Annotated in this window: 22 protein-coding genes and 1 other annotated feature; of the genes, 15 read left to right on the top strand and 7 right to left on the bottom strand. The window is 39.7% G+C overall.

The genetic code is table 11. The annotated features are described in order from the left end of the window. Window positions 1-305: 305 nt before the first annotated feature. Window positions 306-998 (bottom strand): ABC transporter substrate-binding protein, encoded by a 693-nt coding sequence (locus tag AN393_RS11985; protein ID WP_055018187.1) that lies wholly within the window; start codon window positions 996-998, stop codon window positions 306-308. A 119-nt stretch (window positions 999-1,117) separates the two neighbouring features. On the opposite strand from AN393_RS11985, the gene AN393_RS11980 reads away from it, so the two are divergent. The 5 genes from AN393_RS11980 (at window position 1,118) to AN393_RS11960 (ending at window position 5,159) form a co-directional block, all read left to right on the top strand. Beyond that, window positions 1,118-1,366, top strand: a complete 249-nt coding sequence (locus AN393_RS11980) for a TIGR03643 family protein (RefSeq protein ID WP_055015297.1) — start codon at window positions 1,118-1,120, stop codon at window positions 1,364-1,366. Window positions 1,367-1,442: 76 nt separating this feature from the next. After that, window positions 1,443-1,805 (top strand): hypothetical protein, encoded by a 363-nt coding sequence (locus AN393_RS11975; RefSeq protein ID WP_055015298.1) that lies wholly within the window; start codon window positions 1,443-1,445, stop codon window positions 1,803-1,805. 23 nt (window positions 1,806-1,828) lie between these two features. Next, entirely contained in the window at window positions 1,829-2,908 is a 1,080-nt protein-coding gene (locus AN393_RS11970) for an endonuclease/exonuclease/phosphatase family protein (RefSeq protein ID WP_055018186.1), read from the top strand. A gap of 740 nt (window positions 2,909-3,648) precedes the next feature. Next, on the top strand, window positions 3,649-4,632 hold the full coding sequence (locus tag AN393_RS20570) for a YHYH protein (RefSeq protein WP_055018185.1): 984 nt from the start codon (window positions 3,649-3,651) through the stop codon (window positions 4,630-4,632). Window positions 4,633-4,643: 11 nt separating this feature from the next. After that, the gene (locus AN393_RS11960; RefSeq protein WP_055018184.1) at window positions 4,644-5,159 is read left to right on the top strand and encodes a hypothetical protein; all 516 of its coding nucleotides are present in this window, start codon (window positions 4,644-4,646) and stop codon (window positions 5,157-5,159) included. Between the two features lie 423 nt (window positions 5,160-5,582). Here the strand turns inward: AN393_RS11960 and AN393_RS11955 are convergent, their stop codons facing one another. Both AN393_RS11955 and AN393_RS11950 read right to left on the bottom strand, forming a co-directional pair. Continuing rightward, entirely contained in the window at window positions 5,583-6,959 is a 1,377-nt protein-coding gene (locus AN393_RS11955; RefSeq protein WP_055018183.1) for an NAD-dependent succinate-semialdehyde dehydrogenase, read from the bottom strand. Window positions 6,960-7,141: 182 nt separating this feature from the next. Next, the gene (locus AN393_RS11950) at window positions 7,142-7,660 is read right to left on the bottom strand and encodes an NUDIX hydrolase (RefSeq protein ID WP_055015303.1); all 519 of its coding nucleotides are present in this window, start codon (window positions 7,658-7,660) and stop codon (window positions 7,142-7,144) included. A 238-nt stretch (window positions 7,661-7,898) separates the two neighbouring features. Here AN393_RS11950 and AN393_RS11945 point away from each other — a divergent pair, with 238 nt between their 5' ends. From AN393_RS11945 to AN393_RS11920, 6 genes are all read left to right on the top strand, one after another. Then, window positions 7,899-9,239, top strand: a complete 1,341-nt coding sequence (locus AN393_RS11945) for a sigma-54 dependent transcriptional regulator (protein ID WP_055018182.1) — start codon at window positions 7,899-7,901, stop codon at window positions 9,237-9,239. Between the two features lie 213 nt (window positions 9,240-9,452). Then, the gene (locus AN393_RS11940; RefSeq protein ID WP_055015305.1) at window positions 9,453-9,668 is read left to right on the top strand and encodes a histidine kinase; all 216 of its coding nucleotides are present in this window, start codon (window positions 9,453-9,455) and stop codon (window positions 9,666-9,668) included. 27 nt (window positions 9,669-9,695) lie between these two features. Continuing rightward, window positions 9,696-11,180, top strand: coding sequence for an ATP-binding protein (locus tag AN393_RS11935; protein ID WP_055018181.1), 1,485 nt, complete (start codon window positions 9,696-9,698; stop codon window positions 11,178-11,180). Continuing rightward, a complete protein-coding gene (locus AN393_RS11930) occupies window positions 11,181-11,642 on the top strand; it encodes a response regulator (RefSeq protein ID WP_055015307.1) in 462 nt (153 codons plus the stop codon). It begins immediately after the preceding gene. A gap of 102 nt (window positions 11,643-11,744) precedes the next feature. Beyond that, window positions 11,745-13,715, top strand: coding sequence for a hybrid sensor histidine kinase/response regulator (locus AN393_RS11925; RefSeq protein WP_055018180.1), 1,971 nt, complete (start codon window positions 11,745-11,747; stop codon window positions 13,713-13,715). 15 nt (window positions 13,716-13,730) lie between these two features. Beyond that, entirely contained in the window at window positions 13,731-14,351 is a 621-nt protein-coding gene (locus tag AN393_RS11920; RefSeq protein ID WP_055015309.1) for a fumarylacetoacetate hydrolase family protein, read from the top strand. Here AN393_RS11920 and AN393_RS11915 read toward each other — a convergent pair. From AN393_RS11915 to AN393_RS11905, 3 genes are all read right to left on the bottom strand, one after another. Next, window positions 14,302-15,225 (bottom strand): hypothetical protein, encoded by a 924-nt coding sequence (locus tag AN393_RS11915; RefSeq protein WP_055015310.1) that lies wholly within the window; start codon window positions 15,223-15,225, stop codon window positions 14,302-14,304. The genes AN393_RS11920 and AN393_RS11915 overlap by 50 nt on opposite strands. 108 nt (window positions 15,226-15,333) lie before the next feature. Beyond that, window positions 15,334-16,386: an aldo/keto reductase gene (locus tag AN393_RS11910; protein WP_055018179.1), complete on the bottom strand. Its 1,053-nt coding sequence runs from the start codon at window positions 16,384-16,386 to the stop codon at window positions 15,334-15,336. Between the two features lie 66 nt (window positions 16,387-16,452). Further along, window positions 16,453-16,875 (bottom strand): thioesterase family protein, encoded by a 423-nt coding sequence (locus tag AN393_RS11905; protein WP_055018178.1) that lies wholly within the window; start codon window positions 16,873-16,875, stop codon window positions 16,453-16,455. A gap of 595 nt (window positions 16,876-17,470) precedes the next feature. Here AN393_RS11905 and AN393_RS11900 point away from each other — a divergent pair. The 4 genes from AN393_RS11900 to AN393_RS11885 are packed head-to-tail and all read left to right on the top strand — an operon-like array spanning window position 17,471 to window position 24,280. Next, window positions 17,471-18,694: a hypothetical protein gene (locus AN393_RS11900; protein ID WP_055018177.1), complete on the top strand. Its 1,224-nt coding sequence runs from the start codon at window positions 17,471-17,473 to the stop codon at window positions 18,692-18,694. Then, the gene (locus tag AN393_RS11895; RefSeq protein WP_055018176.1) at window positions 18,687-20,957 is read left to right on the top strand and encodes a hypothetical protein; all 2,271 of its coding nucleotides are present in this window, start codon (window positions 18,687-18,689) and stop codon (window positions 20,955-20,957) included. The genes AN393_RS11900 and AN393_RS11895 overlap by 8 nt, the downstream gene beginning before the upstream one ends. A gap of 8 nt (window positions 20,958-20,965) precedes the next feature. Further along, complete coding sequence (locus AN393_RS11890; RefSeq protein ID WP_082422731.1) at window positions 20,966-23,731, top strand: hypothetical protein; 2,766 nt, start codon at window positions 20,966-20,968, stop codon at window positions 23,729-23,731. Next, window positions 23,732-24,280 carry a hypothetical protein gene (locus AN393_RS11885; protein WP_055018174.1) on the top strand — a complete coding sequence of 183 codons (549 nt, stop codon included), beginning with the start codon at window positions 23,732-23,734 and terminating at the stop codon, window positions 24,278-24,280. It abuts the gene before it with no gap. Window positions 24,281-24,336: 56 nt separating this feature from the next. On the opposite strand, the gene AN393_RS11880 is transcribed toward AN393_RS11885, so the two are convergent. After that, window positions 24,337-25,556 (bottom strand): IS3 family transposase gene (locus tag AN393_RS11880; RefSeq protein WP_223230517.1). Its coding sequence is split into 2 segments (ribosomal slippage): window positions 24,337-25,268 and window positions 25,268-25,556, totalling 1,221 coding nucleotides; the frame shifts between segments, so codons are not numbered across the junction. Continuing rightward, window positions 25,162-25,278 (bottom strand) — a sequence feature (AL1L pseudoknot). It overlaps the preceding gene by 117 nt. Window positions 25,557-25,703 lie beyond the last annotated feature (147 nt).

Raw genomic sequence — 25,703 nt, 5'->3', positions numbered from 1 at the left:
TTGTAACCTAGTGGGCTAAGTAAAAACCGAGCAAAGCTTCCGCGTCCTGCTCACGCCCCTTACCTACATCCATGTAGGCAACAAAGAGTTTGTCGCCCCTAGGCAGAACCCAAAGGGCAGCGCATGTTTGGCATTTATGCTGCGTTATCACCTATTTATGGGGAGTAACCACACTTCATAGGCTCTGCCTTGCCTAAAAACCAAACATACTGCTGCAAATTCAACCATCAAAGATCAACACGCCCTAATGCAAACGCGCCATACTCAACCCATTTTGGTAATTTAGTTAACATGGGCTACCTTCATTAGCGTACACCGAATTGCGCTTTATAGCGTTTTATTTGTTCATCAACGAGTGTGGTATCGACTACGCCGTGCTTAAAAGCAATATAAACAGGCAGGGCGTACCCTTCAAGCTGCTTAGCATGTATGTTTTTATAGCCTTTTGAGTACCATAAACCGGCTTGATAATTAGTAATTGCGTAGTCAACACGCTGTTTATCAAGCAAATCAAACGTGGCTTTGGTTGAAAGTGAATGCATAAAGTTGCTTTGTTTAAGATTATATTCTTTTGCCAGTACACTGGGTAATTTAACGCCTCTTAGCATAGCAATACGTGAATTTGATAAGTCATTATTAAGGTTTTCTTTTTCTGTGCTAAATAAACCAAATTGGGTGGTGTGTAGTGGTTCATTAGTAAATTCTAAATATTGTGCTCGCTCAGTATTATTTGCCAACGAAAAGTAGCAATCGTAGTAGCCTAACTTTATTTCTTTTTTTATACGTGCCCACGGTAAATGTACCACCTCAATGGTTACACCTAAATTACGCTCTATAAAAGTTAAATAGTCTATATCTATGCCTGTAAAAGTGCGCGTTTGGGTATCGTAAATTGTAAAAGGCGGGTAGTGAGTCGTTGCACAGCGTAGCGTTTTATTTGGCGCGGCTAATAATAGCGAAGAAAAACTAAAAGCTAAAAGCAGCAGTAATGTGCGCATAAATATAAATCCAATTTTTTCTTATGTTAGTGTGTTTATTATACAGTGATATTCGCCCTCGAGGTGATGATCTATGTATTTTTTCTTCTCGTATAAGTTTAAATTTTTAAGAGATAACCATGTTTAACGCAGAGCAACAATCGCGAATCATAGAAATGGCGTGGGAAGACAGAACTCCCTTTGAGGCTATAGAGCAGTTATACGGACTTAATTATTCACAGCTTGTATCGTTTATGAGGGGGCACATTTCAAAGGGCAGTTTTAAAGTGTGGCGTAAACGTCATGCAGGGCGTAAAACAAAGCATTTAAAATTACGAGACCCAGCCATAATGCGCAGCCACTGTAAAACACAGTATAAGCAGCGATAAAAGCTATTTTTAAGTTTCATACGATGTTCAGCCGTGTTTGATAATCTTTAGTCATTAACTTTATTAGAGATTATTTATGAAAGCGTTTTTATTCACTGTATTTTTAGCAGGCGCCTTGGTTAGCATTAATGCCCAGGCAAAGCCCAATAAAGACAATCACGGCCATAAAAACGGCCACCATAAACATCAGCAGCACAACTATAAAAGCAGCAATAAACTATCTAAAAAGCAGCACAAAAAATTAGTACGTGCTGGTTGGACACCACCAGGGCTAAGTAAGCGTTACCACAAAGGCGATTACCTAGATCGCAATGTATATAAAAAAGGCCGCGTTATTGAACGCTCCAGAGATAATGGTACAGTAAGTATAAAAATTGACCGTACAATTATTCATATGGTGCACGACACCCGAGAAATACTTTCAATTCTAACTCGTTAAGTACACTTTATAAGGATATTTAAATGCTCATTGCACTGGCTCTAATCATTGGCTTTTTTTTATTAGTGACCTTGTTACCTATGTCGTACAGTCAGCACTATTTAGTGCGCAGCTGCGACTTTGTCCGACTTCAGGTATTTTATATAGCTAGCGCTGTTGCAGTCGTGTCGTTGTATTTACTGTGGCAAAGCGGCAATAGCGGGTACTTGTATACTGCTTTAACCGCATTACTAACCATGATATTACAAGGGAAATGGATATTTCCTTACACTTGGCTTGCTAAAAAAGAAGTTAAAACCGCCTCAGTGAGCGAAGATCACAGTGTAAGAATCATGTCGGCTAATGTACTTATGTCAAACCACAATAGTGAGCAACTAATCTCACTAGTTGATAAGCACCAGCCTGATTTGTTGATAACTCTTGAAAGCGATAGCTGGTGGGAAAACAAATTAGCTGTTCTTAAAAAAAACTACCCATACTTTATAGAGTGCCCAAAAGACAACCGTTATGGCATGCACCTATACAGTAAATTTAAAATCCTTGATGCGCAAATATGTGAGCTCATTGAAGACGATATACCTTCAATTCATATATTGTTCGAAAACAATGAAGGCCTTGAAATGCAAGGGCACTTTATACACCCCGCGCCACCAAGCCCTACTGAAGAAGACTCATCGCGCCCACGCGACTCGGAGCTCATAATGGTGGCAAAAGCACTTAAAAATCCATCACGCCCGACCATTGTAGCCGGCGATTTAAACGACGTAGCTTGGTCGCGCAGCACGCGTTTATTTATGCAAATAAGTGGTTTTTTAGACCCACGTAAAGGCCGTGGCTTTTACAACACCTTTCACGCAAGTTACTTTTTTATGCGCTGGCCGCTTGACCATTTATTTCACAGCCAAGGCTTTAAAGCAAAACGCATTAAGCGCCTTGCTAAATATGGCTCTGATCATTTTGCATTACTTACCGAACTGGTGTTTGAAAACGCCAAGCAGCAATCATTAGAAGATAAACCAAAAGAGCTTAAGCAAGAAGAAATTCAAGAGCTTGCTATGAGCAAAGCCGATAAGCGAAAGGTGCCAAGGTTTGAGAAGAAGTGATAGCTATTAGTTTTTAGCTATTAGCTGTTAGTTGAATATGTTTAAACTTGAACGCCCAAGTTTAACTCATGGTACTTCATCAGCTTGTGTAGGTCGGATAAGCGAAGCGCCATCCGACACAGTAAAATACCTTGCCTTATGATCAATATTTTATGCAGTTGAGTGGGTCTGGGCGTGGAGTTGCCTTTCCGGTTTAACTCGTTTCTGCCCCAAAGTGAGTTGGAATAAATGCCCTAATATCTATTTTTCAGAAATAGCTAAACATTGAGTTTGACTTAAAATAAGAGTTAATTGATTTCCACACTGTGTAGCTCGCGCATATATTCAAAAAAATGAACGATGAGCGTATCTTCTTTTTCTGAATACCTTTAGTGTTAATAAAAATATTATAGTTGGCATTGCATTACATTTTTTGTTAAAAATAGTTTTAGTAATACATGCACATGCGCGTAACCTCGGCAGGAAGATGCATGAATGGCGCACTATAAAATTGTTATGCGATAGACAACGAGCCTATCGCAACGAAGCGTGCGGTGAGCCAGGTCACGCTTGTTGAGGTTCACGCCGCCTGGCGTGATAACGAAGCGCTCACCACGTTGACATTAAGACTGCGGAACCGGCATGGGGGCAAGGTGCTGGGCTCGGAGTTGCGCGACGCCGCACAGCTGCCGCAATCTAGATGAGAACTGAGCCAGAGGCTTTGCATTTGGTAGAACTTCAAATATAAAAGGATACCCAGAATGTCGAACAAAGCTCTTTACATCACAGCTGCCGCATCGGTCCTGGTTGCCGTATGCGTACTGCACTTTTCGTCATCCGACACGCAGAATGTGTCTGGTTTCGCCGTTGACACCACTGCCGGAATCAAGGCTGCGCAGTGGAGTGACAACGTCACCATCACGCTGAACCCCGAAGAGCGGACGTTCCGCTACCAATCAGATGGCATCCCCTCAACCTATTTAGCCGATGCCTATCTGGTTCCGGACGATCCTAGTATGATGCCGTTCAGTACCAACCCGGACGCGACATTCTGGACGCTTGATGCAGGCGACATCGAGGCATCTCTCATCGACACGACGATCACCACGCAGCCCGTCTATTCTGAAACGCCCACCCAGACAATGTTGGGGGAGATCGGGTTCGCCATCAACGGGGCACGCATCTTCAATGACTACGAGGATATGGAGCAGACCATCGTGGCTCTCGACGACAAAATCATCCACGATCACGCGGCATTTGTGGATGAATGCAACGGCCACCCTCTGGGCGACGGCACAACCTACCACTATCATGGCGTACCGATCTGCCTGAGTTCCAAGGTCGACGTAAGAGGGGAGCATTCGAGAATGATCGGCGTGTTGCAGGATGGGTTTCCCGCGTATGCCAATCAGGGGGAGGGCGGTGTCGTGATGACCAATGCCGATCTGGATGAATGCGGCGGGCATTTTGGCGTCACCCCCGAGTTTTCCGATGGCATCTATCACTACCATCTGACCGCGGACGAAGCCCCCTATTCCATTGATTGCTATCATGGAGAGGTCGAAATAGCTGCTCGTGGCGGCCGCCCCGACTTTAAAGCTGTGGCCGAAAAATTGGGCGTCAGTGAGGCAGCCCTGACCGAGGCCCTCGGCGATGGCCCACCGGATCTCGACGCGGCTGCGGAAGCCCTTGGCATTTCGGTCGATGAATTGCGCGCGGTTCTGCCCCCGCCTCCGGGTCAATAAGGCAGCGCGCGATGGAAAAGCTCGCCTATCTCATTATCGGGGCCGCCGTCGCGGTGATCGTGATGACTCTTTTCCCGCTTGCTCAAGATACAAATGGGGCATCGGACACTGCCAAGGCACCGATGCAAATGACTATGAGCGGCATGGTCGGCCATTCCCATCCGCCCCGTGAAGTGTCCGCCGAACTGCCCGCGCCCACGGTGACGCATCTTGTCTTCCCCGACGCGATGGACGGCTACAATGTGCAAATTCTGACAGAGAACTTTACCTTCACCCCGTCGCGGATCAACCGCAAATCGGTCTTCAACGAAGGCCACGCCCATATCTACTTGAACGGCGCGAAGATCGCGCGGGCATATTCGATGTGGTTCCATTTACCCGGCAGCTTGATGCAACCGGGTGAGAACACGGTGACCGTCACGCTTAACGCGAACGATCACGGAGAATGGAGCCGGGACGGTGAGCCGATCTCGTCGACGGTAATAGTCCATGGCCCTGTAACTCGAGGCGGACAAGTAACCCGTTGAAACGCTCGCGTGCAGTGGGTTACCTATATAGGGATTGAATGGCCGTTAATGACCGATCTTGCCCTGAACATACGAATCGTCCTACGGCCGGCCACTGGTGCGAGGCGTTACTGATTAAATACCCTAATGAGGTTATGTTCACAACGAGTTTACCTACCGGTTGCACATCGCTCTTACCTGCCTAGCCTATCTGAACTCTAATCTTAGTATCAGTTTTTCTATATCAATTGTCAGCTTAGTTTTAATTTTCTCACTGTGTTTATGGCTTTAAATACACTTGTTGGATAGGAATATAAGTGCATAAAACCTGCAGATTCGCGCATAAAAAAGCCTAAAAGTGATTGCTCACCTTTAGGCTTAATAACATTTTTAAAACGCGTATAAATACTCTTTTAATACGCGTATTTTTCGTGTGTAGCTAAATTAGCTATTAATCATAATGCATTTGATATTCACAAATTCGCGCATACCAAAGCCGCCGTGCTCTCGGCCGTAGCCACTTTCTTTAACACCACCAAACGGTAGGTTGGGTTGGGCAAGGCCGTAACCGTTAATGTTGATCATACCGGTATCAAAGTGCTTTTTAGCCAGTTCTATGGCTTTTTTCTCGTCTTTGGAGAAAATACCACCGCCTAAACCATAGCGAGAGTCGTTAGCGATGCGCATTGCATCGTCGTTGTCTTTTGCTTTAATGAGCGAGGCTACAGGGCCAAATAATTCGTCGTCGTATGCTGGCATGCCCGGCGATAAATTATCAAGAATAGTCGGTGGGTAGTAGTAACCTGTTTGCGAAGGTACCTCGCCACCTGTAACTACATTTGCACCGGCTTTAACAGATTGCATTACTTGGTCGTGAATTTTATCGCGTAAATCTTCACGAGCCATTGGGCCTAGGTCTGTATCTTCAGCCATCGGGTCGCCCATTTTTAATGCTTCAAATTGCGCTTTAATTTTTTCTTTAAAGTCATCATATAAAGACTCTATAACCACAAAGCGCTTTGCCGATACGCAAGTTTCGCCGTTGTTGATCATGCGCCCTGTAACACAGGTTTCAACAGCAAGGTCTAAATCGGCATCATCAAGAACTAAGTAGGCATCGTTGCTGCCAAGCTCAAGCACTGTTTTTTTAACGTGCTTGCCGGCTTCTTCGGCTACTTTTTTACCCGTGCCATCACTGCCTGTAAAGGTTACGCCGCTGATTGCTTTGTGCGAAATAAGCGCGCTGGCAGTTTTGCCATCAATCAGTAAGTTGCTAAAGCAATAGTCAGGGAAGCCCGCTTGTTTAAATAAGCTATCGATTTTCTCTGCCATGCCAAATACATTGCCCGCATGTTTAAGGACGGTCGTGTTACCAGCCATAATGTTAGCAGCACTGTAACGAATTACTTGATAAAGCGGGAAGTTCCAAGGCTGAATACCTAATAATACGCCCGTTGGTTGGTAGCTAATAATAGCGCGGCCGCCATCCATATCGCGCTCTTCATCGCCAAGTACTTGTGGGCCGTTTTCGGCTGTGTAACGACAAATACCAGCGCACAGTTCAATTTCTTGAAAGCCTTGCTCGTACACTTTACCCATTTCTTCGGTCATTAATTTAGCAATAGATTCTTTTTGCTCTTCAAATAAAGAGGCTAATTTATTTAAACATTTAGCACGTTCGGTAAATGAAGTTTGACGCCATTTTAAATATGTTTCGTGAGATTTTTCGACTACCTGTTCAGCTTCTTCTTGAGAAAGCAGTGTGTAGGTATCAATGGTTTGCTCAGTTGCGGGATTAATCGTTTTAACTGTGTTACTCATTTTTATCTCCTTACAAATTAGTTATCGGTAAGGGTGCAAACACAAAGCCAGTTTGTTTTATAAAGCAAAATTTAGCTTAAGTATTTGAATAGTAATGTCTTTAAGTTTTATGATGTGGCGAAAATTAAAACTAAGTAATGAGCAAGCAGTAAAAAATACTGCTTTATGCAATTTTTACAGCCTTAGTTAAACAGTTGCTGTGCTATTTGTTTTAGTAGATAAGTTTCACGAATGATAGACAACCCTTGTTTGTCGCTAAGGCTGATTGTGCGCTCGTTGTGTGCAATGGCGTCGTGAATATTAACCCATTTAGGCGTCATACCATTTTGTTGCTCGTAATGTTCAAGCTGTGCTTTACCAAGTGCTTTGTCTGCATCGCATAGATAGCAATACGACTGAATATGTATAATATCAAAGTCGTCTTTATACCAAGGGCGGTATTCTTCGTATAACCCAAACGGTTTAATAATTTGTATATTTTGCGCGCCAGTTTCCTCGCTAAGCTCCCTTATTAACCCTTGCTCTAGGGTTTCACCTTCATCCACACCGCCGCCGGGTAAGCTGTAGTCTTCGTAGCGACGGGTATACATTAATAAAATATGTGCATCTTTAATCACAATAGCGCGGCCTGTACGGCGAGTAAATTGAGTGCCTTGGTTTAAATTTATACCAGGATGAACCATGGTTTTTAATAATTGCATTTTGTCTCCTTTTTATGACGTTAAAATTGTATCAGCTGGTATAATGGGTGAGTAATGAAAATAATTATAATTTCTAAAAAAATTATGATCGATATGGCTTAAGTGTACGTACATACTTGGTTATTAAAATTAAACGTTAAAAGACTCAATAGTTTAATCATTTTTTAGAGATTCTTGTCGCCCCTTTTATTTGCATAATAGGGCGCGTAGAATAACAAGAAAAGCATAGGGATTTATCATGTTAAACATACTTTTAGTCGACGATGACGTTGAATTTAGTGACGTTGTTTGCCACATTGTCGAATTCCTCGGACACAACATTTGTACTGCAACCAGCTTAAAAGAAGCGCATCAATGGTTTGAAAATAATACCTTTGATCATGTGTTGCTCGATTTTATGCTGCCAGATGGCAGTGGCCTTCATTTGCTTGATCATTTAAAAATGATTGGACAGTCTCCTAAAGTAACGCTTATTTCTGGCCACCCTTCAGTAAAAGGGATTTTGGCAGATATGTGCGAGCAAGATGTTGGGCATTTATTAAAGCCACTACAACGCGAAGACCTAGAGCTGGTATTAAACGGCCCTAAAAAAACAGTTAAAAAGACAAAAGCTCCAGCTATTACACGCCACTTTAATAGTCTAATTGGTGAATCAGCGCCAATGCAAAAGCTTTACACCATGATTGAGCGTGTAGCTAAAACCAATGCTAATGTAATGCTAATGGGTGAAAGCGGTGCTGGTAAAGAGGTGGTTGCGCAGGCTATTCATAATGCTAGCCAATGCGAGGGTCCTTTAGTGGCAAGCAACTGTGGTGCTTTATCTAAAGAGCTAATCGGTAGTGAACTATTCGGCCATGAAAAAGGGGCGTTTACTGGTGCAATTGCCCGTAAAGAAGGGGTATTTGAGCAAGCTGATGGCGGCACATTATTTTTAGATGAAGTCACTGAAATGCCTATTGATATGCAGCCAAACTTACTGCGTGTGCTTGAAACTAAAAAGGTAACACGCGTAGGTGGCAATCGTGAATTGCCTATAAACTGCCGCGTTATTTCTGCTACTAACCGTTCACTGACTGATCTGGCACAAAATAATGTTATTCGTGAAGATATTTATTTTAGACTTGCGGTTTTCCCTATAGATATACCCGCACTGCGTGAACGAAAAGAAGATATACCATTGCTTGCTAAAGCTTTTTTAGAACAGCTTAACGATGAAAATGGCACTGCGTTTTATTGGCATAATGAGCAACTCAAAGAGCTTCAGCAATACGAGTGGCCGGGTAATGTACGTGAACTGCGCCATGCTATTCATCGTGCCTTTATTATGAGCGATCCGCAGACAAGTGAAATTACCTTACCAGATAGCTTAGAGTCGCCGTTTTCGCGGGTAAATACGCAAGCAGCAGACAACCATGTTTCGGCTGGGCAAACAATCGAAGAAGTTGAAAAAGAGCTAATTCACGCCACGCTAGATAAAGTGCAAGGGAATAAAACACTCGCTGCGCAAATGCTAGGGATCAGCACAAAAACGTTGTATAACCGATTAAACGCATACGGTGGAATTGGAGAATATAAATAACCTGAACTGTAAATAATAAACCTATCTCTAGCAGCTATTTTCAACGTTAACTACGTTGAAATTTTTTGCAATAGGCCAGCTATTGACGCGTAAATTTGCCTTGTTTTCATTGAAAATCTCTGGCTAGAGAAAGTAAATTTGGTGATTACTGTAATTTAATATTTTAGTAAGTTTGTTAACCAGAGTTCAGGTTAAAAAAGTATAGGAAGTAATATGAGTGAGGAAAAAGAAGTAAATACGCTAAATAAACTGGTACACGATGCAAGAGCGCCGCTAAATAGAATTTCTATGAATGCAGAGCTTATTAAGCTGGTGTTAGAAAACGATATGCCAAAAGACAAAGCGTTAGCAGCACTCGATAAAATAATTTCAAACTGTCAGCAATGTAGCGAAAGCTTACAAAACATTACTGATTTTAATAATAAGTAGCCATTTAAAATTAGGTATTTACATATAATGAGTAAGCAAAAGCAGCAGGGTAAAACGAATATAACGTGGGCCGCTTTTATCGCGATAGTACTATGCATAGTGGTAGGTAATGCATTTTTAGCATTAAGTACTATTCAAGGATTAACGCAAACACAAAAAAGTTTGGATAATACCAGCTTATTAGCAGATGCTATAGAGCGCCTTCATTTATCAATTGTGCAGGCAGAATCTGGCCAGCGTGGCTACTTACTCACCGAAGAAGATGACTACCTAATGCCTTATTACGATGCGATAGGGCAAATAGAATCGCAAATACAGCATGTAAAGTCTCTACATTCTGAAATTGATGGACAAGCAGAACGAATTGCACAATTGTTAGTGTTAACCGAAGCTAAAATTAACGAGCTTAAAAAAACGGTTAAACTTGCCACTAATGATAAAGAACGCCGTGCATTGTATTTATTAAATACGCACAAAGGGCGAGAACTGTACAAAGATATTCGCGCTAAAGTTAATGATATTCAAGACCGAGAACTGTTGTTTAAGGTAAGTCATTTTTCGAAGTTGGCACAAATAAAAAATGAGGCAAAAATCACCTTTGCTATTACAGCGGTTACCAGTGCGCTTTTAATAATAGGTATGTTTGTATTAACACGGCTAAATTTAAGAAATGAGGCTAAATACCGCGAAGAACTTGAAAGGCAAAACGAAACACTTGCGAGTAAAGTGTCTGAGCGTACCCAAGAGCTTACCTTATATTCAGATGAGCTTAGCCGCTCAAACCGTGAGCTTGAAGAGTTTGCTTTTGTTGCCAGCCATGACTTACAAGAACCACTACGAAAAATTCAAGCATTTAGTGATCGCCTAGAAACCATGTTTAAAGATGAGCTGGGCGAAAAAGGCATCGATTATATAGGCCGTATGAAAAATGCAGCACAACGTATGTCTAATCTTATTAACGACTTGCTAGAGTTTTCGCGGGTAACAACGCGAGGTAAAGACTTTGACGACACTGACTTAAAAGGCGTAGTGAACGATATTTTAAGTGATTTAGAGGTCGCCATAAATGAAAGTAATGCGCAAGTAGAGGTGGGTGAACTGCCAGTTATTCAGGCCGATAAAAGCCAAATGCAGCAGCTATTTTTAAACTTACTATCTAACGCTGTTAAGTTTAGAAAACCAGGTGAAGAGCCACATATAAGCGTAGCGTACGAGTATAAAGACGAGTTTAGCGAAGATCATAACGAAAAAGTGGGCTGGCAAATTATCACTATAAAAGATAATGGTATTGGTTTCTCACAAGAGTATGCTGATAAAATATTTGTACCATTTCAGCGCTTGCATGGGCGCTCGGAATATAAAGGCACAGGGATTGGGCTTTCAGTTTGTAGGCGTATAGTTGAGCGGCATGGTGGGATAATTACCGCTCATAGTAAAGACGGTGAAGGGGCAACCTTCATAATAAAATTACCTGTGGAAACAACGCTTTTCACACTTCAAGGAGAGGCTTAGATGCCGTATTCAAAAGTGAAACCTATTACAATATTAATGGCTGATGATGACGAGGACGATCGCCTACTTACGCAAGATGCGCTGGCTGAAAGCCGTGTACTAAACGAGCTGCATTTTGTGGAAGATGGGGTTGAATTATTAGAGTACTTAGAGCGAAAGGGTAAGTTTGAAGATAAAAGCTCATCGCCACGCCCTGGTCTGATTTTGCTTGATTTAAACATGCCGCGCATGGATGGCCGTGAAGCACTTGAGGCTATTAAAGCAAACCCTAACCTTAAAGGTATACCTGTTGTTATTTTAACCACCTCTAAGCAAGAAGAAGATATGGTTAAAGGGTACAATCTAGGCGCAGCTTCATACATAACGAAACCGGTAACGTTTGATGGCTTGGTTGATTTAATGAAAACCCTAGGAAAATACTGGGTTGAATTTGTAGAGCTGCCAACAACGTTTAACGACTAAATAATACCAATCCGCAATAATACTTAATCATACGAATTGGTATAAGTAGCAACAATAAGCCCCTAAATAGGGGCTTATTAAATGCCATTGAAAGGAGATAGCATGTTAGATAAAGTGACTCGCTTACTTTTAGTAGAAGATGATGAAGATGATTACATCCTTACACGCGACTACTTAGACCAGTTAGATTCACATACATTTGACATAGATTGGATAAGCTCTCCTGAGCAGGCAATAAGCATATTAAGTAAAAACGAGCACGATATATGCTTGCTTGACTACCGATTAGGTGCCTCAAATGGGCTAAGTGTATTAAAAAAAGCCATTGCTAATGGGTTTAGCGGGCCAATTATTATGCTTACGGGGCAATCTAATGATGAATTAGACTCCGCAGCGCTGGATGCCGGTGCTGTAGATTACCTTATAAAAACAGAAATGAGCTCGAGCCGTTTTGCCCGTGCTATACGTTATGCGCTGGCACGTAAAGATGTTGAAGGCGAGCGAGTAGAGCGTTTAAAAGCCGAAGCTGAAAACCGCTCAAAAGATAGGTTTTTAGCCCACTTAAGCCACGAATTACGTACCCCGCTTTCATCTATATTAGGTTACACAGAGCTATTGCTGCAAAGTGACTTTAGCAAACAGGCCGAGAACGAATTAGGGGTTATTTACCGAAACGGTAAACACCTACTGAGCTTGTTAAATGACGTGCTCGATTTATCTAAAATTGCTGCTGACAAATTAGAGCTTACATTAAGTGAAGTAAACTTAGATAGCATGCTTGCTGATGTTTACACCTTAATGCGTGTATCTGTGCTTGATAAAGGCTTAAAGCTTCGCTTTGAGTCTCTACAGCCTTTACCGCTTATTGTGAGACTTGATGCCACCCGCGTACGTCAAATACTCATTAACCTAATCAATAATGCGGTTAAGTTTACTGAAAAAGGCGAAATTGTAGTTAGTGCTTGGACCGAGTGGGTTGAAGGGCAAGAGATGCTATTTTTTAGTATTAAAGACTCAGGTATGGGGATTGCCCCTGAAAAACAAGCACTCATTTTTAAACCCTTTGAGCAAATAGCCGATGTTGAATCTCGATCTGTTGGCGGCGCTGGTTTAGGGCTCGCTATTTGTGCTGAGCTATTAACGCGTATGCACGGCAGTATTGATTTAACCTCGAGAATGGGGGAAGGCTCTACTTTTACTATTTCAGTGTACCCAGGCGATATTAGTGAAGTGGAACGCCAAGTATTAAACTTTAGTAGTGGCTCGCAGTTACAGACAAAATCTGCACCGTGTAAAGTAACAGGCCGCGTATTAGTGGTTGATGATTTACGCGATTTACGGATGTTAGTTGGTCATATGATTAGCACGTGTGGTGCGCGTGTAGATTATGCAGAGCATGGCCAACAAGCACTTGAAAAAGTAAGAATCGCACAAGCGTATCGCTCCCCATACGATATCATCTTCATTGATATCCATATGCCTGTAATGGGGGGGAAAGAAGCCACCATAGAGCTTAGAAAAATGGGCTACACAGGCCCAATTATTGCGCTTACAGCCGCAACAATGAAAGGCATACACGAAGAGCTTGCCGCACTCGGCTTTAACGATGTAATACCTAAGCCCGTTGATAGCTCCTCTTTGTATCAGTGTTTACAAGATTTTTTAGTATCTCCAGAACACGCGCCTCAAGCTAAAAACATACACAGTGATAAAGCGGTAGTAGAGAAAAAACAGCGATTTTTGTTGGTTGAAGACGACCAAGATGCTGCGCAAATTACACAGTTACTGCTAGAGAGTCTAGGAGTAGAAACTGTGATCACCTCAACGTGTGCACAGTGTTTACAAACCCTAAATCATGACCAGCAATTTGATAAGGTATTGCTTGATATGCATTTACCTGACGGCCGTGGTGTAGATTTAGGGAAGCAAATTAATGAACGTTACCCTAACTTAAGCTTAGTGATTGTTAGTGGTGCAGAGCCTGATCCTAAGCAGATTAAAGATTTAAATATTAATCATGTACTTTTAAAACCGATTAATCTGAGCTTATTAGAAACCTTGATCACCACGTAACTTAGAAGTGATTTTATGCAGTCAATTAAACTAGAAAGTGAGTTATTAACGCCCTCGAAAATAGTGTGTGTTGGGCGTAATTACACCGCACATATTGCCGAACTTAATAATGAGCTACCAGATCAAATGGTATTGTTTAATAAGCCAAATAGTGCCATAACGGATACCTTATTTACTACGCATAATAACGACACGCTGCACTTTGAAACTGAGCTGTGTTTTATTATTAAAAATAATGAGTTAGCGGGCGTCGGTTTAGGGTTAGATTTAACTAAACGTACTGTGCAAAGTAAGCTTAAAAATAAAGGGTTACCGTGGGAGCGCGCGAAGGCATTTGACGGCTCGGTATTACTAACGCCCTTTGTAAGTATTGCGGATGCTGAGCAGGCGTTTACGTTTGAGCTTAAAATTAACGATAAAGTTATTCAGCAAGGTGATACACAATTTATGATACACAAGCCTAAAGATATTTTAAGTGAAATTAATGAGTTTATGCACTTAGAAAATGGCGATGTAATAATGACCGGGACACCTGCAGGCGTTGGGGAAGTGCCTGCAAACAGTGTATTTACAGTTAGCCTATATGCTAATTCGGCGTGTTTGTTATCTCAACGTTGGCAGGTTCAGTCGTGTTAAGTATTTGCTGTTGGTAATACTTAGAAAACTGAGGGAAACTTTGTTCTAACCAAAAACGCTGACTATTTATATAAGCAGGCGAGTGTAATACCTGCTTATGTAGCGCTTTATTTATTTTATCAAGCGCTTTGGTAGCAAAGTTATTTGGCGCTCTTACTGCACATCCTATCGCTCCTAAAACAAATTTTCGGGAGTCTTCTTCTATTGGTACACTGACAATATTTTTAAATCGACTGTGATTTACAAAATAATCTCCCAGAAACGGGTAGTCTATTGTGTAATCTAAAAAGCCGCGGCTTAATCGAGCAATCACTGCTTGGCTTTCATTTTCGCTACTCCAGCTCAGCGATGCTTTACGATACACCGTGGTATTTTCGATTATTTTATTAATTTCTGAAGTAAACTTGCGCGCCGCCGCTTGACCATATACATATTGCTCGTCCGACAATAAATGAATAAGTTTAATAGGGTTCCCGTGTCGAGCTTGTATTTCTGCTGCCAGTTTTTGCGTGGTTAAAACCGAAAAGGGCGGGTATACCGTTGTTGGGGTAGAAAACTGTAGTACATCATTAGCTGTTTTTTTATGAATCACACACGGAAAGCACACATTATCGCCTTCATTTAAGTGCTTATTAATTCGCTCTTGCGGCACAATTAAGCGCGTGTGTTTTACATCATCAATAGTTTGGATGAGTTGCTCTGTGAGATTATCGCAAACCCCACCCTGAGGGGCGTGTGAGTCTTTATCTATATGAAACGGAGGCGTGTAACTTTGTAACCACACAATTTCTTCAATTGGGTGTGTATTGTCAGCGTACCCGTAATGTGAAAAGCCACCCAGTACAACGCAAAATAAAACTATATTTTTAAGCATAACCCACTAAAAATAATCCATTTAAGTTAACTTTAGTATAGTTTTACTTTGCATATGTTCAAATTTAACAACGGAATAGGCAGTAATTAAACCGCCTATTATTTTGCTTTAGTATGGCTGCGGGTAATCTTTAAAAATTGCGCCAATTTCAGCAAGGGTGTCATTGCTTAAAGTTAAGTTAAATGCGTCAATATCTTCTTTTAATTGCGCCATATTAGTCGCACCAATAATTGATGAAGTAACGCCATCGACTTGATTACACCACGCAAGGGCTAATTGTGCCGGTGTTATACCAATTTCATGCGACAAATCCACATAGCGCTGCGTTGCTTTTTGCGCGTTAGGGGTATCCCTGAAAATGCCGTTTCGCTGCATAAATGTCCAACGCGAGCCCGCTGGGCGTGCACCGTTTAGGTATTTACCCGTTAGTAGGCCAGCAGCAAGCGGCGACCAAGGTAAATAAGCAATGTCTTCATGAATACATTGCTCAATTAAGTAGGGCCAATCTTTAGCGTGCGCTAGGCTAAATTCGTTCTGAATCGAAACTATTCGCGGTAAGTTATGCGCTTTAGCTAAATTTAAAAACTGGCTAACGCCCCATGGCGTGTCATCTGAAAGACCACAAAATTTTATTTTGCCGGCTTTAACGCACTCATTAAGGCCTTCTAAAATATCTAGCATGCCAGCTTGTTGTTGCTCGGTATTTACGTCACTAAAAGTAAGTTTACCTGGCCACTGCCTGCCAAAATGCGGGGTAGAGCGATTAGGCCAGTGCAATTGATATAAATCTATGTAGTCGGTTTGTAAACGCTTGAGGGAGTTATCTACAGCCTCAATGACCGCGCTGCGTGTTATATCGCCGCCATCACGTACCCACGACAAGCCGTTGCCCGCAATTTTAGTGGCCAATACAATATCACCGCGTTTTTGTTGGTTGCGGTTTAGCCAGTTACCAATAATTTGCTCTGTTTTACCGTAAGTGTCTGGTGAAGGAGGAACGGCATACATTTCGGCGGTATCAATAAAATTAACGCCTTGCGCTAAGGCATAGGCTATTTGCTCATCTGCCTCTTGTTGGGTATTTTGTTTACCCCAAGTCATGCTACCTAGGCATACTCTTGAAACATCAACCCCGCTGCTGCCTAACGGACTGTATTGCATGTAAAATCCTTAAATTGTGTAAGATCTTGAGTGTGGCTTATTAATACCAGCTCGCATACTATTTAATTAAGCGAATTGGTGTAATGCCGATAATAATGGCTCAGTGATCGCCGCCTTTTGCCCCGTTTTAAAGTCAAACATAACTACTTGAGAGTAGCCTGTTGTAGTAACAGCTTGCTGTGCATGACTATATACAGAGTAATTCATCATAAAGCGGTCGCTTTTTATATCCGAAATAGTAATACCTACGGTTAAAGTATCTGGAAAGGTTACAGGGCGCTTGTAGCGAATGTTGTTTTCGCTAATAACGGGACCTACGTCACCTGGTTTTATCGTATCAAACTGGTTTATTTTATTTAAAAAGTCGATGCGCGCAATTTCAAAGTAACGCAAGTACACCACGTTGTTTACATGTTGTAGGGCGTCCATATCGGCCCAAGCGACGGTGATATCGGTATGAATAGGGTGCTGTTCTTTGAACCTTTGCATGTATGTGTACTCTTAGTTTTAAATGAATCAGGTTATCAATATGGTGTTTGTAGCTCAAGACAATAAATACCATGTTTTTTTATAAGATGATTGTACCTATTTATTTTTAGGACTACAGTTAATTAACACAGACCACACACACGAGAACACACATGCAAAATATAATTAATTGGGCTTTAGCCAGTTTAATTTTTATAGCATCTTTTGCTTGCTACGCTATGGGTAATGCTTCAGGCGGTATCATGCTTTTAGCTGCGGGGTTTTTATTGGAATTTGTTTTTTGGCTACATTGCTTTAAAAAAGAAAAGCGCTTTAAGCTGCCGTTTTAAAAGCTGTATAAAGCTTGCTTAATTTAAACGCCAAACTTACTAGCGATTTTACTTTAGCAAGTAAACTGGCTTTATTAACCTTGCTTAATGAAAGTGAATCCTTAATAATGGCTGTATAAATAAACAGTTGTTATGTGGTAATGAAAAAGTTTATTCATATCGACATGGACTGCTTTTAAACTCGAGGGTGTTATCTGTGGGGTTTATTTGTAAGTAAACCTGTTTCTGCTAACTTTAGATAAAGAGTTATCTAAGTAAGTTAATTGATGCACAGATACAGTGATAAAAAAATAAATAAACACAACATTTATCTAGATAGTGACAGTGTTCCTATACTCCTTCCTTGCCTATTTGCTCGCTATACAGAAGTTGCAGGTAAAAAAATAGAGTTGATAAAGAGGAAAAATAGGAACTCAGATCTAATTGAAAATGTGTTTGAAGAAGTGTTTATTGGTGCAGATGCAAGTTATAAAATTTGTAATCATCTTGGGCGGTTTTTAGAGTGGGTTGATAAGTTCGAGGGTGAAGGAAATATTACTCTTAGTATACATACAGCTTTGCCCCAGGAATTAATAAATGACTATATTAATGAGTACCTTATAACAGAATGCCAGAGTAGCGAAGCTGTTGCAAATCAAGCCGTAAACTCTTTAAAAGCTTATTACAATTGGCTACAGTATTTTTTGGACAATAAATATAAAAATATTGGCATCAAATCTTCCCATATCCCTATCGCGAGAAGTAACTCTAAACCTAGTTTAAGTGTGAAGTATTTGTTACCTCAAACAAGGGAGCTGATTTATCAAAGTACAAGCTCTTTACTTGAAGAAATCATTTTGAGAAATGGAGGTGAGTTAGGGTGTCGTTCTAAAGAAAATCAAGGGTTTCTACTTAAAGACTTTAATGAAAGCACTCAGAAATACAAGGGATTGCTATCTCTTTTCAAGGAGCTGAAGAAGCAGCCGCACAAAGAAGAGTTCAAATATTACCTCTCATCACTCTATACAAAATATAGCCGCTCTAGATTCCTATATATACCTAGATACTTATTAGAAAAAATGGAACAGTATTTTCGTTTAGAACGACCTCTTACAGACTCAAATCATTTATTCGTTTCAAATTCTACTAACCTGACTCGTGGAAGATGTATTTCAACAAAGTTTGGTACCGATACTTTTGCTAAGACTCGCAATAAAGTGATTAAGGAAATACAAAATAATCCAGAAGTTTATAGATCATATCAAAATATTGAGTTCACGAATGTTTATCATCATCTTCGGCACTCCTTTGGAACTGATATATTTTATAATTTGTGTGAGGGAGCTAATAAACATTATGAATCAATTACAACAACATCGGCTATTTATTTAACCACTGCGAACAGGCTAGGGCATAAAGTTGATGGCCAATTTTCTAATTCAGTAACAAAATCATATATTCATAGCTGCGGTCTAAAAGAGCAGCTTTTAAAGGAGTGCAGCTTTGGATGATATGAAAAGAGTACCGAGTCATAACTCTAGCTATTACGAATCAATAGTAAGAAGAAATTCCAACTCAAATGAACCAGCAAGCTTCAGATATCCGCTCTCAGCTACTTCGATTGTTGTACCTGCGATAAAAAATACACCAGAGAGGGTTATTTCTTTTGATATTAAAGGTGGGGCATATAAACGATTAATTTTTAAAGCTATTATTGCTTCTTATAATTATTCATTTTTAGATGAATTTGCCCCACCTTCAGCAAAGTATCGCTTCACTGGTTCAGCTCACCTTTTTGTAGAGTGGTTAAACAACACAAAAATAAAAAATCCTTATACTGTTCTAAAGGAATACGAGTCTTATCGTTTTGATACCTTGAATAATCATGGAGGCGAAAGCGCACTTCGAAAGCTAAGAACAGTTTTATTTTATGCTTTAGAAAGATCAAGTGAATTGAGCTCATCTGTTGAGCCAGAGCAATTACAATATCTTTTCGAAATTTATAAAACTAAAGTAAGTCCGAATTTCAATAAGAAGCAAATTTCGTTAGCTGGTTATTTTGGTGAGTTAGACTGGCTAAGAAATGATGATATTGGAATTGGTAATCAATTATACCAGGTTCTTGCATCGCCAAAAATAACCATTCGTTCACTAAGAGCTACAGCGTCGTCAATAATAATAGAGCTTTATGAATGTAAGCTAGCTCTAAAAAGGTTTTTAGAACTATCTGATTTCTCTTTGTACGATTTCAAAATGCTAGGCCCAAATAAGAATGTTAAATACTATAAAAAATCTTTTACAGGGCGGTCAATATTTTGCTTACTGTATAAATATCACCGTCTGAAAGAAAAAGAACCTAAACTCCGAAATGCCTTAATACTTGTTTTATTAGCTAATACAAGTAATAAAAAGAGTTTTGTAAGAATCCTACCTGCTTTAGACAGTGAAATAGAATTAAATCGACTTTTTATTTCAACTAAAGGGCCTACTAAAGGTCAGTTAAGTAACTCCTTTCTTTCTGAGAGTTTCTCTATGGCTGGAGCAAGTAGTCCATTATTCGGACTTAATGAATTAAAACAACTTTGTTCTGATACCCAGAACTTACCAATATCAGAAATTGAAAATTTATTTTTTTCATGGTTGATGGCAAGCTTTGCGGTCCAACCATCAGATATTGGGAAGTTAAGTAAAAATTCTTTCCGTTACCTTAAAATTGGAGGCCGAGTAACCCACATTGAGTGTGAGTACTTTAAAGGAAGAGCAAATTCTATACATACAACACATTCTATATCTACAAAATTGGTAACAGGGAAGGCTTTATATAGCTTTATAAATCAATGCGGTGATGGGAGTCTTGTTAAGCTTAGCTCAAGCATACCTGGAATATTTGACGGCTTTTACTCTTTATCCGGTGTTTTGTTCGAGCTTTTAAATCTTGATTTCATTAAAGATGTAATACAGAAAACACATTTACATAGTGGAAACATCCCTCCTGTTATTTCTGAAGTATTAATAAAGTTAATTAAAAATGGTGTTCACTCAAATAGCAACCATCTAGCTATAACTAAAAAGCCACTATCAGAACGAGAAGTGTTAGCTAGGGAGTCTGGTTCGTTATGCCATAGTGTTCTTTTTGGGCTTAAAGCGATAAAAAACTCAGCTGTTCATGCTTTTAGTGATCCATATACATTATATTATTTGACTAATAGAAATTCTCACACCAACAGAACCGAAAAAATGCATTATTTAAATGCAGAGAACGAAGAATGGATAAATGCTTCTGGTCGAATTACACGTAATGTGATGATTGATTTAATAAATAATGTTTTTAATTTAGCTGAAGAATTTGATGAAAATGAAGTATCTAGGTTCAATGAAGAGTTTTATGACGTTACTGAACACATATCTCGAAAAAGTCATGAAATGATTATGAGATTAAAGGTAGTAACAAATCAGCAAAAAGGAAGAATTAATGAAGTTGGTGTTTTATCTCCTGACAAAAAACAAGACACTGAAAGGTTTGATCATATTTATGTAATTGATAGCCCTTTAACTGTTTTTAAAATGAAAAATTATCTATATGAATTTGAAGCGAATTATAAAAAGTTACTGAGTACAAACCCAAGCTACTTGTATAAGACAGTAGTACCTACTGTGGAGTGGATCAGCTATGTTTTAAGTATTTTAACAAAGCATTCAGTACTAGAGGGAAACAATATGTTTAAAAAAATGAAGTTAAATAATGTTTCAATCAGTGTGTTTCACTCAATATAGGGGGGAGAATGCAGCCAAGTTTTAGCACATTCGAGTTAAAAAGCTTTTGGGAAACCCAAAATGAAAAGCTAATGGCTCATCCCGATTTTTTAAAATCTGAAGGAGACATTTTTGATTCAATTCTTGTTTTCAGGAATACCAAAGGCACAAGGCGATTAGATTTTTCAATATTTCATAAAGACCTTACAAAGCTTGAGGAGTCAGCTAAATTAACCTTAAAAGGTCAGTTTTACTCACTAACATCTGAAGAGTATGCAAAGTTATTCTTTTTACATGGCTTATCTACTAATTCATCCCAAGGAGCTTTTGCAATATATCAAATGGTGATACACCTTTTTGCTTTCTTAAACTTCAATGGATGTAAGAGCTTATCAATCAGCAATATAGAAGATTTCCATACAAGCTTCTTGACCCAATCAGTAGGTGATAAAGGTTTTTTTAATCGCTTATCAGCGCCTTCCTATAAAGCGACTTATAATAATGCGAATATTATAAATATAAGAAATAAACTGCAGGTAACAGGAATAACAGGACTGTTAAGTCATGATCTAACCCTTAAAGCATTTAGAGACTCTCTAGATGATGCTTGTAAATCACTTCTAAACATTAGTTTTAACCAATACAAACTAGGAGGAAGTTATAACTTTTTGGGCTTGGAAATGGGACAATATTATATTGACTATATGAGGCAAGTTTACGAAAAAGACTATTTTTATACTTTAATTAGTTATGAAGTCATAGGCTCAATTGCAACTAAGTTCAAATTCAAAAATGCAGGGCATGGAACCAGAAGTTACTGGGGTCGCGTGATACTTGAGACAATTCAAGGCACATTTATACCTAATGTTCATGAGAAAGAAAGCCTTTGGCGCACTAAAGAGAAGGTACATATAGCAACAGCAGAAGAGCTATTTAAGCAATATAACTTACATGCAGAAAGAGCCTTATCTTTAAGTGACAGTTGTATCAGTGCATTGGTAAAGTCACTAGGGCTTGAATTACGGTTTGATGCTGTAGAAATAATTCGCATTTTAATGCTTCAAAAGTTTTATCCTTTTCAATCTCTTAAACCTCCTGCTCAAGTATGGGAGGGATATCTTCAATCATTAGATAAGACATTTATAGATAGTAAGCGCTTATCAGATGTATCGGTTGAAGGTGTTTATCAGAAGATGGCTGAAATAGTCATCGCTCGTAAGCTCAATATAAATGCATTTAAAAAGTCATTAAGATCTTGGGCCACGGAGTTAATGGGTGGAGCTCTTGGGAAAAATATAACTGATCTAACTGTTGAAATGGACCGTGTAACTCATGCAATGACTACATTAGTTGTTTCATGGCTAGGTTACAGAGCAAGTGAATTTGGCTTCCCTTTAACAGCAATATATGTTGAACCTAATAACGATATATTGGATAACTCTCATGTTCCCTTTAGGTTTAAGTTAAAATGGGTTGTTCCTAAAACTCATGACAAATTAAAAGTCGAAAGAGAAATTACATCTCAGTGTTATCAGATAGCAGCTCAGCTTAACCATTTATTTAAACCATCTGCCAGTGAACCCTGCTTGTATAGGTTTACAGGCGGAAACCAAAGTTTGAATACTCGAAATGAATCTGAACATATTATTGAACATAGAGTTAAGGCCAATTGGGATAACTTTGTTCAAAGATACAAACCATTCAAAGAGGTTTCGCTCTTAGAAAAGTTATTAAGCAAACAATACCTGTCGGAAAAACAGGCAAAAAAATTAGAAGTGTTAATGAGTAAATACGATATTACAGGCTCAAAGGCGCAGAAATTATTAGAAACATATCGAGAAGTTAATAGAGATCTAACAAAGCTACAATGTAGTTCATTTGCCGGAAATAAACCCCAGAAAAGATTTAAAGAGTCGTTAATTGAGTTTAATAAAACTGGAAAAATATCAAACTTTGAACATAGTTTGGTAGTTGAAAAGTACCTTTCCGAAGAAACTAAAGAGTGGTTAAAAGCAGACCGTATTACTTTAGATCAAAAGGCAATGATGGATATTTCAAATGAATTAAAGCAAGATGTTAGATACCCAACAGCACATGCCTTTCGTCATATTTGGGCTGAAGCGGTTTTAACTCGTTATCAAGGAGATGTCGCTGCTGTTATTCGACATCAGTTTTGTCACTTAGATGAATCCTTTTTTATGGCTTACCTTCGTAACAAAGAACCCCAATTGTTGATGAAATCAGCTCGAATTAAAGTGCTTAATTCTATTGTAGATACATTATTAATTGATTCAGAAAAGATCGGTAAGAACTATTTAGGTGGCTTTTCAAGGTATGTAAGTAAAGCAAAAAGCTTAACAAAGGCAGTCTCACCTAGCGAGATTCTAGAGCTTAGGGAGCGAATAGCTGGGCGGATTATTTCTATTCAGTCATCACATTTCTCAACATGTATTCCCAGAGAGGGAGCAGAGAGTCGAGCAAAGTGTGCTGAATTTGGAGATATGGCACCTCATAATGCAAAACCTGAATTTTGCTTAAACTGTTCAAATGCGGTCATTACAAGCGAAAATTTAAGAGGGATTTGGTTAACTATACAGCCTTTTGTTAAAGAAGCTTTAGATGAAAATATTCCGGGGGTTGTGATAGAGCATCATATGCCCTTATTACGTTCAGGTTATAAAAGAATAAAACAACTTGAGAATTCAGCTAACCAAAACAACGTATTGAAAATTTTAAAGATGATAGAAAAGGCAATTTCTAATATTGAACAAAATGTTTATAAAATGGAGGTTTAGATGTCGAATGAATTAGATGAGCTGATGACTGATGACTTTCTTTCCGGCTTAGATAGCCCAAACAAAAATAATGATGGATTGTTAGATAAGCCATCGTGGGTCAGAGGTGATACTGGACATACAACATTTAAAGCTTGGAGAGCGATTTTAGATCTCCAAGAGATAAAAGAAAAAAGTATCAAAAATTATGGAAAAGTAGCTGACAGAAAAACACCGAAGTCGTTGTATCAAATAAAAAAATCGGACGTTGCTGAGATAGTTGCCATAAAGTCACAAAGCTTATTTCGTACTTCAGGTTTTAGTGATGATATTCGAGCTTTTTTTGATGATGTTAACTCGGAACTACTAGACCTATTTGAAATAGAACAAAACAAGCAAAGATTACGACGAAGAACGGGTGTCCGAAGTAAGTGTAAACCTGAGTTAGTTGACGATGTTCAGGTTTTAAGAGAAAAGGTTGAAGAGCTAGAACGCCAAACAGTTAAGGATACGTTAGACCTTATGCTACAGAGAATGCCATTAGACTTGAGACGAAAATTGAGTGTTTGAAAAATGATTAGCTTATGTGAATCGCCCCGAGTTCATCGGAGACCAGTTTGTTTAAGTCAGGCCACTTTACCTGACTCGTTTAAATTATCATAGTAGTCTGTTTCATATTGAGCTGGTGAAATATACCCAATTGAAGATAATAAGCGTTGATTATTAAACCAATTGACCCACTCTAACGTTGCGTATTCAACAGCATCAACATTCTTCCACGGGCCATTTCTGCGAATAATCTCTGTTTTAAATAATCCATTTATTGTTTCAGCCAATGCATTGTCATAAGAGTCACCCACACTGCCTACAGACGCTTGAATTCCAGCTTCAGCAAGTCGCTCAGTGTATCGTATAGACAAATATTGGCTGCCTCTGTCGCTGTGGTGAATTAACCCTTCGGGGTTGCCACGATGCCAAATAGCTTGCTCTAACGCATCAAGAATAAGCTCTGTGTGCATTGTCGTTGATACACGCCAACCTACAATGTATCGTGAAAAAACATCTATCACGAAAGCGACATAAACAAACCCACTCCATGTGGCAACATAGGTGATGTCAGCTACCCAAAGTTGATTTGGCTGCTCAGCAGTAAATTGACGATTAACTAAATCAAGTGGCTTATCTTGTTGCTCGTCAGGTATCGTTGTCTTATGTGCTTTACCCCGACGAACACCTTGAATTCCCATAACTCGCATCAATCGTTCGACTGTACAGCGGGCGACTTGATGGTCGTCAAGCTGTAGCTGCTTCCATATTTTTCTTGCACCATAAACTGACATATTATCCTCCCACACTTCGCGAATGAGTATTATCAGCTCAGCATCACGCTTTTTGCGGTTAGACAGTCGCTCAGGCTCTCTTTGTATCTGTTTATGAGAATAATACGTTGATGGTGCAATCGGCAATTCCTTGCAAATTGACTCGACACCGTAATGCTCTCTGCAAGCATCAATAAAATCCACTATTACTTCTGTTTGCGGTCGAGCTCCGCTTGGGCGAAAAAAGCGGCAGCTTGCCTCAGGATATCATTCGTTCGCTTGAGCTCTTTATTCTCGCGCTCTAAGACGGCAAGGCGTTCTTCAGTTGATTGCGTATTAGAAGAGGGTTTAGACGGTTGAGCTTGAGATTTCTTGACCCATGCTCTAAGTGTTTCTGGGGTACATCCCAGTTTATCTGAAATCGATACTAGCGCAGCCCAAAGAGAAGGGTATTCATGCTGTTGTGTGGTAACAAGCCTAATTGCACGTTCACGAAATTCTGATGTATAGCGATTTGATTTTTTCATAGTTCCAGTTTCTCAAGTTATTGAGTCTCTGGCAAACACGGGGCGATTCAATGAACTTATTCTTATGTCATTCATAGATCAGTTAGTCTCATCAATATTATAGATAACAATCTTTTTCATGATAGTTTTGGTTACCACGCAGCTTGT

It is taken from the genome of Pseudoalteromonas sp. P1-25 (assembly GCF_001401805.1).
Classification (GTDB): domain Bacteria; phylum Pseudomonadota; class Gammaproteobacteria; order Enterobacterales; family Alteromonadaceae; genus Pseudoalteromonas.
The sequence above is the reverse complement of the archived record's forward strand: the minus strand, read 5'-3'. Positions and strand labels throughout refer to the sequence as shown.

Excerpts from the sequence above, each read along its gene's own strand:
- AN393_RS11985 (WP_055018187.1), bottom strand. The coding sequence starts at position 998 with ATGCGCACATTACTGCTGCTTTTAGCTTTTAGTTTTTCTTCGCTATTA.
- AN393_RS11980 (WP_055015297.1), top strand. The coding sequence starts at position 1,118 with ATGTTTAACGCAGAGCAACAATCGCGAATCATAGAAATGGCGTGGGAA.
- AN393_RS11975 (WP_055015298.1), top strand. The coding sequence starts at position 1,443 with ATGAAAGCGTTTTTATTCACTGTATTTTTAGCAGGCGCCTTGGTTAGC.
- AN393_RS11970 (WP_055018186.1), top strand. The coding sequence starts at position 1,829 with ATGCTCATTGCACTGGCTCTAATCATTGGCTTTTTTTTATTAGTGACC.
- AN393_RS20570 (WP_055018185.1), top strand. The coding sequence starts at position 3,649 with ATGTCGAACAAAGCTCTTTACATCACAGCTGCCGCATCGGTCCTGGTT.
- AN393_RS11960 (WP_055018184.1), top strand. The coding sequence starts at position 4,644 with ATGGAAAAGCTCGCCTATCTCATTATCGGGGCCGCCGTCGCGGTGATC.
- AN393_RS11955 (WP_055018183.1), bottom strand. The coding sequence starts at position 6,959 with ATGAGTAACACAGTTAAAACGATTAATCCCGCAACTGAGCAAACCATT.
- AN393_RS11950 (WP_055015303.1), bottom strand. The coding sequence starts at position 7,660 with ATGCAATTATTAAAAACCATGGTTCATCCTGGTATAAATTTAAACCAA.
- AN393_RS11945 (WP_055018182.1), top strand. The coding sequence starts at position 7,899 with ATGTTAAACATACTTTTAGTCGACGATGACGTTGAATTTAGTGACGTT.
- AN393_RS11940 (WP_055015305.1), top strand. The coding sequence starts at position 9,453 with ATGAGTGAGGAAAAAGAAGTAAATACGCTAAATAAACTGGTACACGAT.
- AN393_RS11935 (WP_055018181.1), top strand. The coding sequence starts at position 9,696 with ATGAGTAAGCAAAAGCAGCAGGGTAAAACGAATATAACGTGGGCCGCT.
- AN393_RS11930 (WP_055015307.1), top strand. The coding sequence starts at position 11,181 with ATGCCGTATTCAAAAGTGAAACCTATTACAATATTAATGGCTGATGAT.
- AN393_RS11925 (WP_055018180.1), top strand. The coding sequence starts at position 11,745 with ATGTTAGATAAAGTGACTCGCTTACTTTTAGTAGAAGATGATGAAGAT.
- AN393_RS11920 (WP_055015309.1), top strand. The coding sequence starts at position 13,731 with ATGCAGTCAATTAAACTAGAAAGTGAGTTATTAACGCCCTCGAAAATA.
- AN393_RS11915 (WP_055015310.1), bottom strand. The coding sequence starts at position 15,225 with ATGCTTAAAAATATAGTTTTATTTTGCGTTGTACTGGGTGGCTTTTCA.
- AN393_RS11910 (WP_055018179.1), bottom strand. The coding sequence starts at position 16,386 with ATGCAATACAGTCCGTTAGGCAGCAGCGGGGTTGATGTTTCAAGAGTA.
- AN393_RS11905 (WP_055018178.1), bottom strand. The coding sequence starts at position 16,875 with ATGCAAAGGTTCAAAGAACAGCACCCTATTCATACCGATATCACCGTC.
- AN393_RS11900 (WP_055018177.1), top strand. The coding sequence starts at position 17,471 with ATGCACAGATACAGTGATAAAAAAATAAATAAACACAACATTTATCTA.
- AN393_RS11890 (WP_082422731.1), top strand. The coding sequence starts at position 20,966 with ATGCAGCCAAGTTTTAGCACATTCGAGTTAAAAAGCTTTTGGGAAACC.
- AN393_RS11885 (WP_055018174.1), top strand. The coding sequence starts at position 23,732 with ATGTCGAATGAATTAGATGAGCTGATGACTGATGACTTTCTTTCCGGC.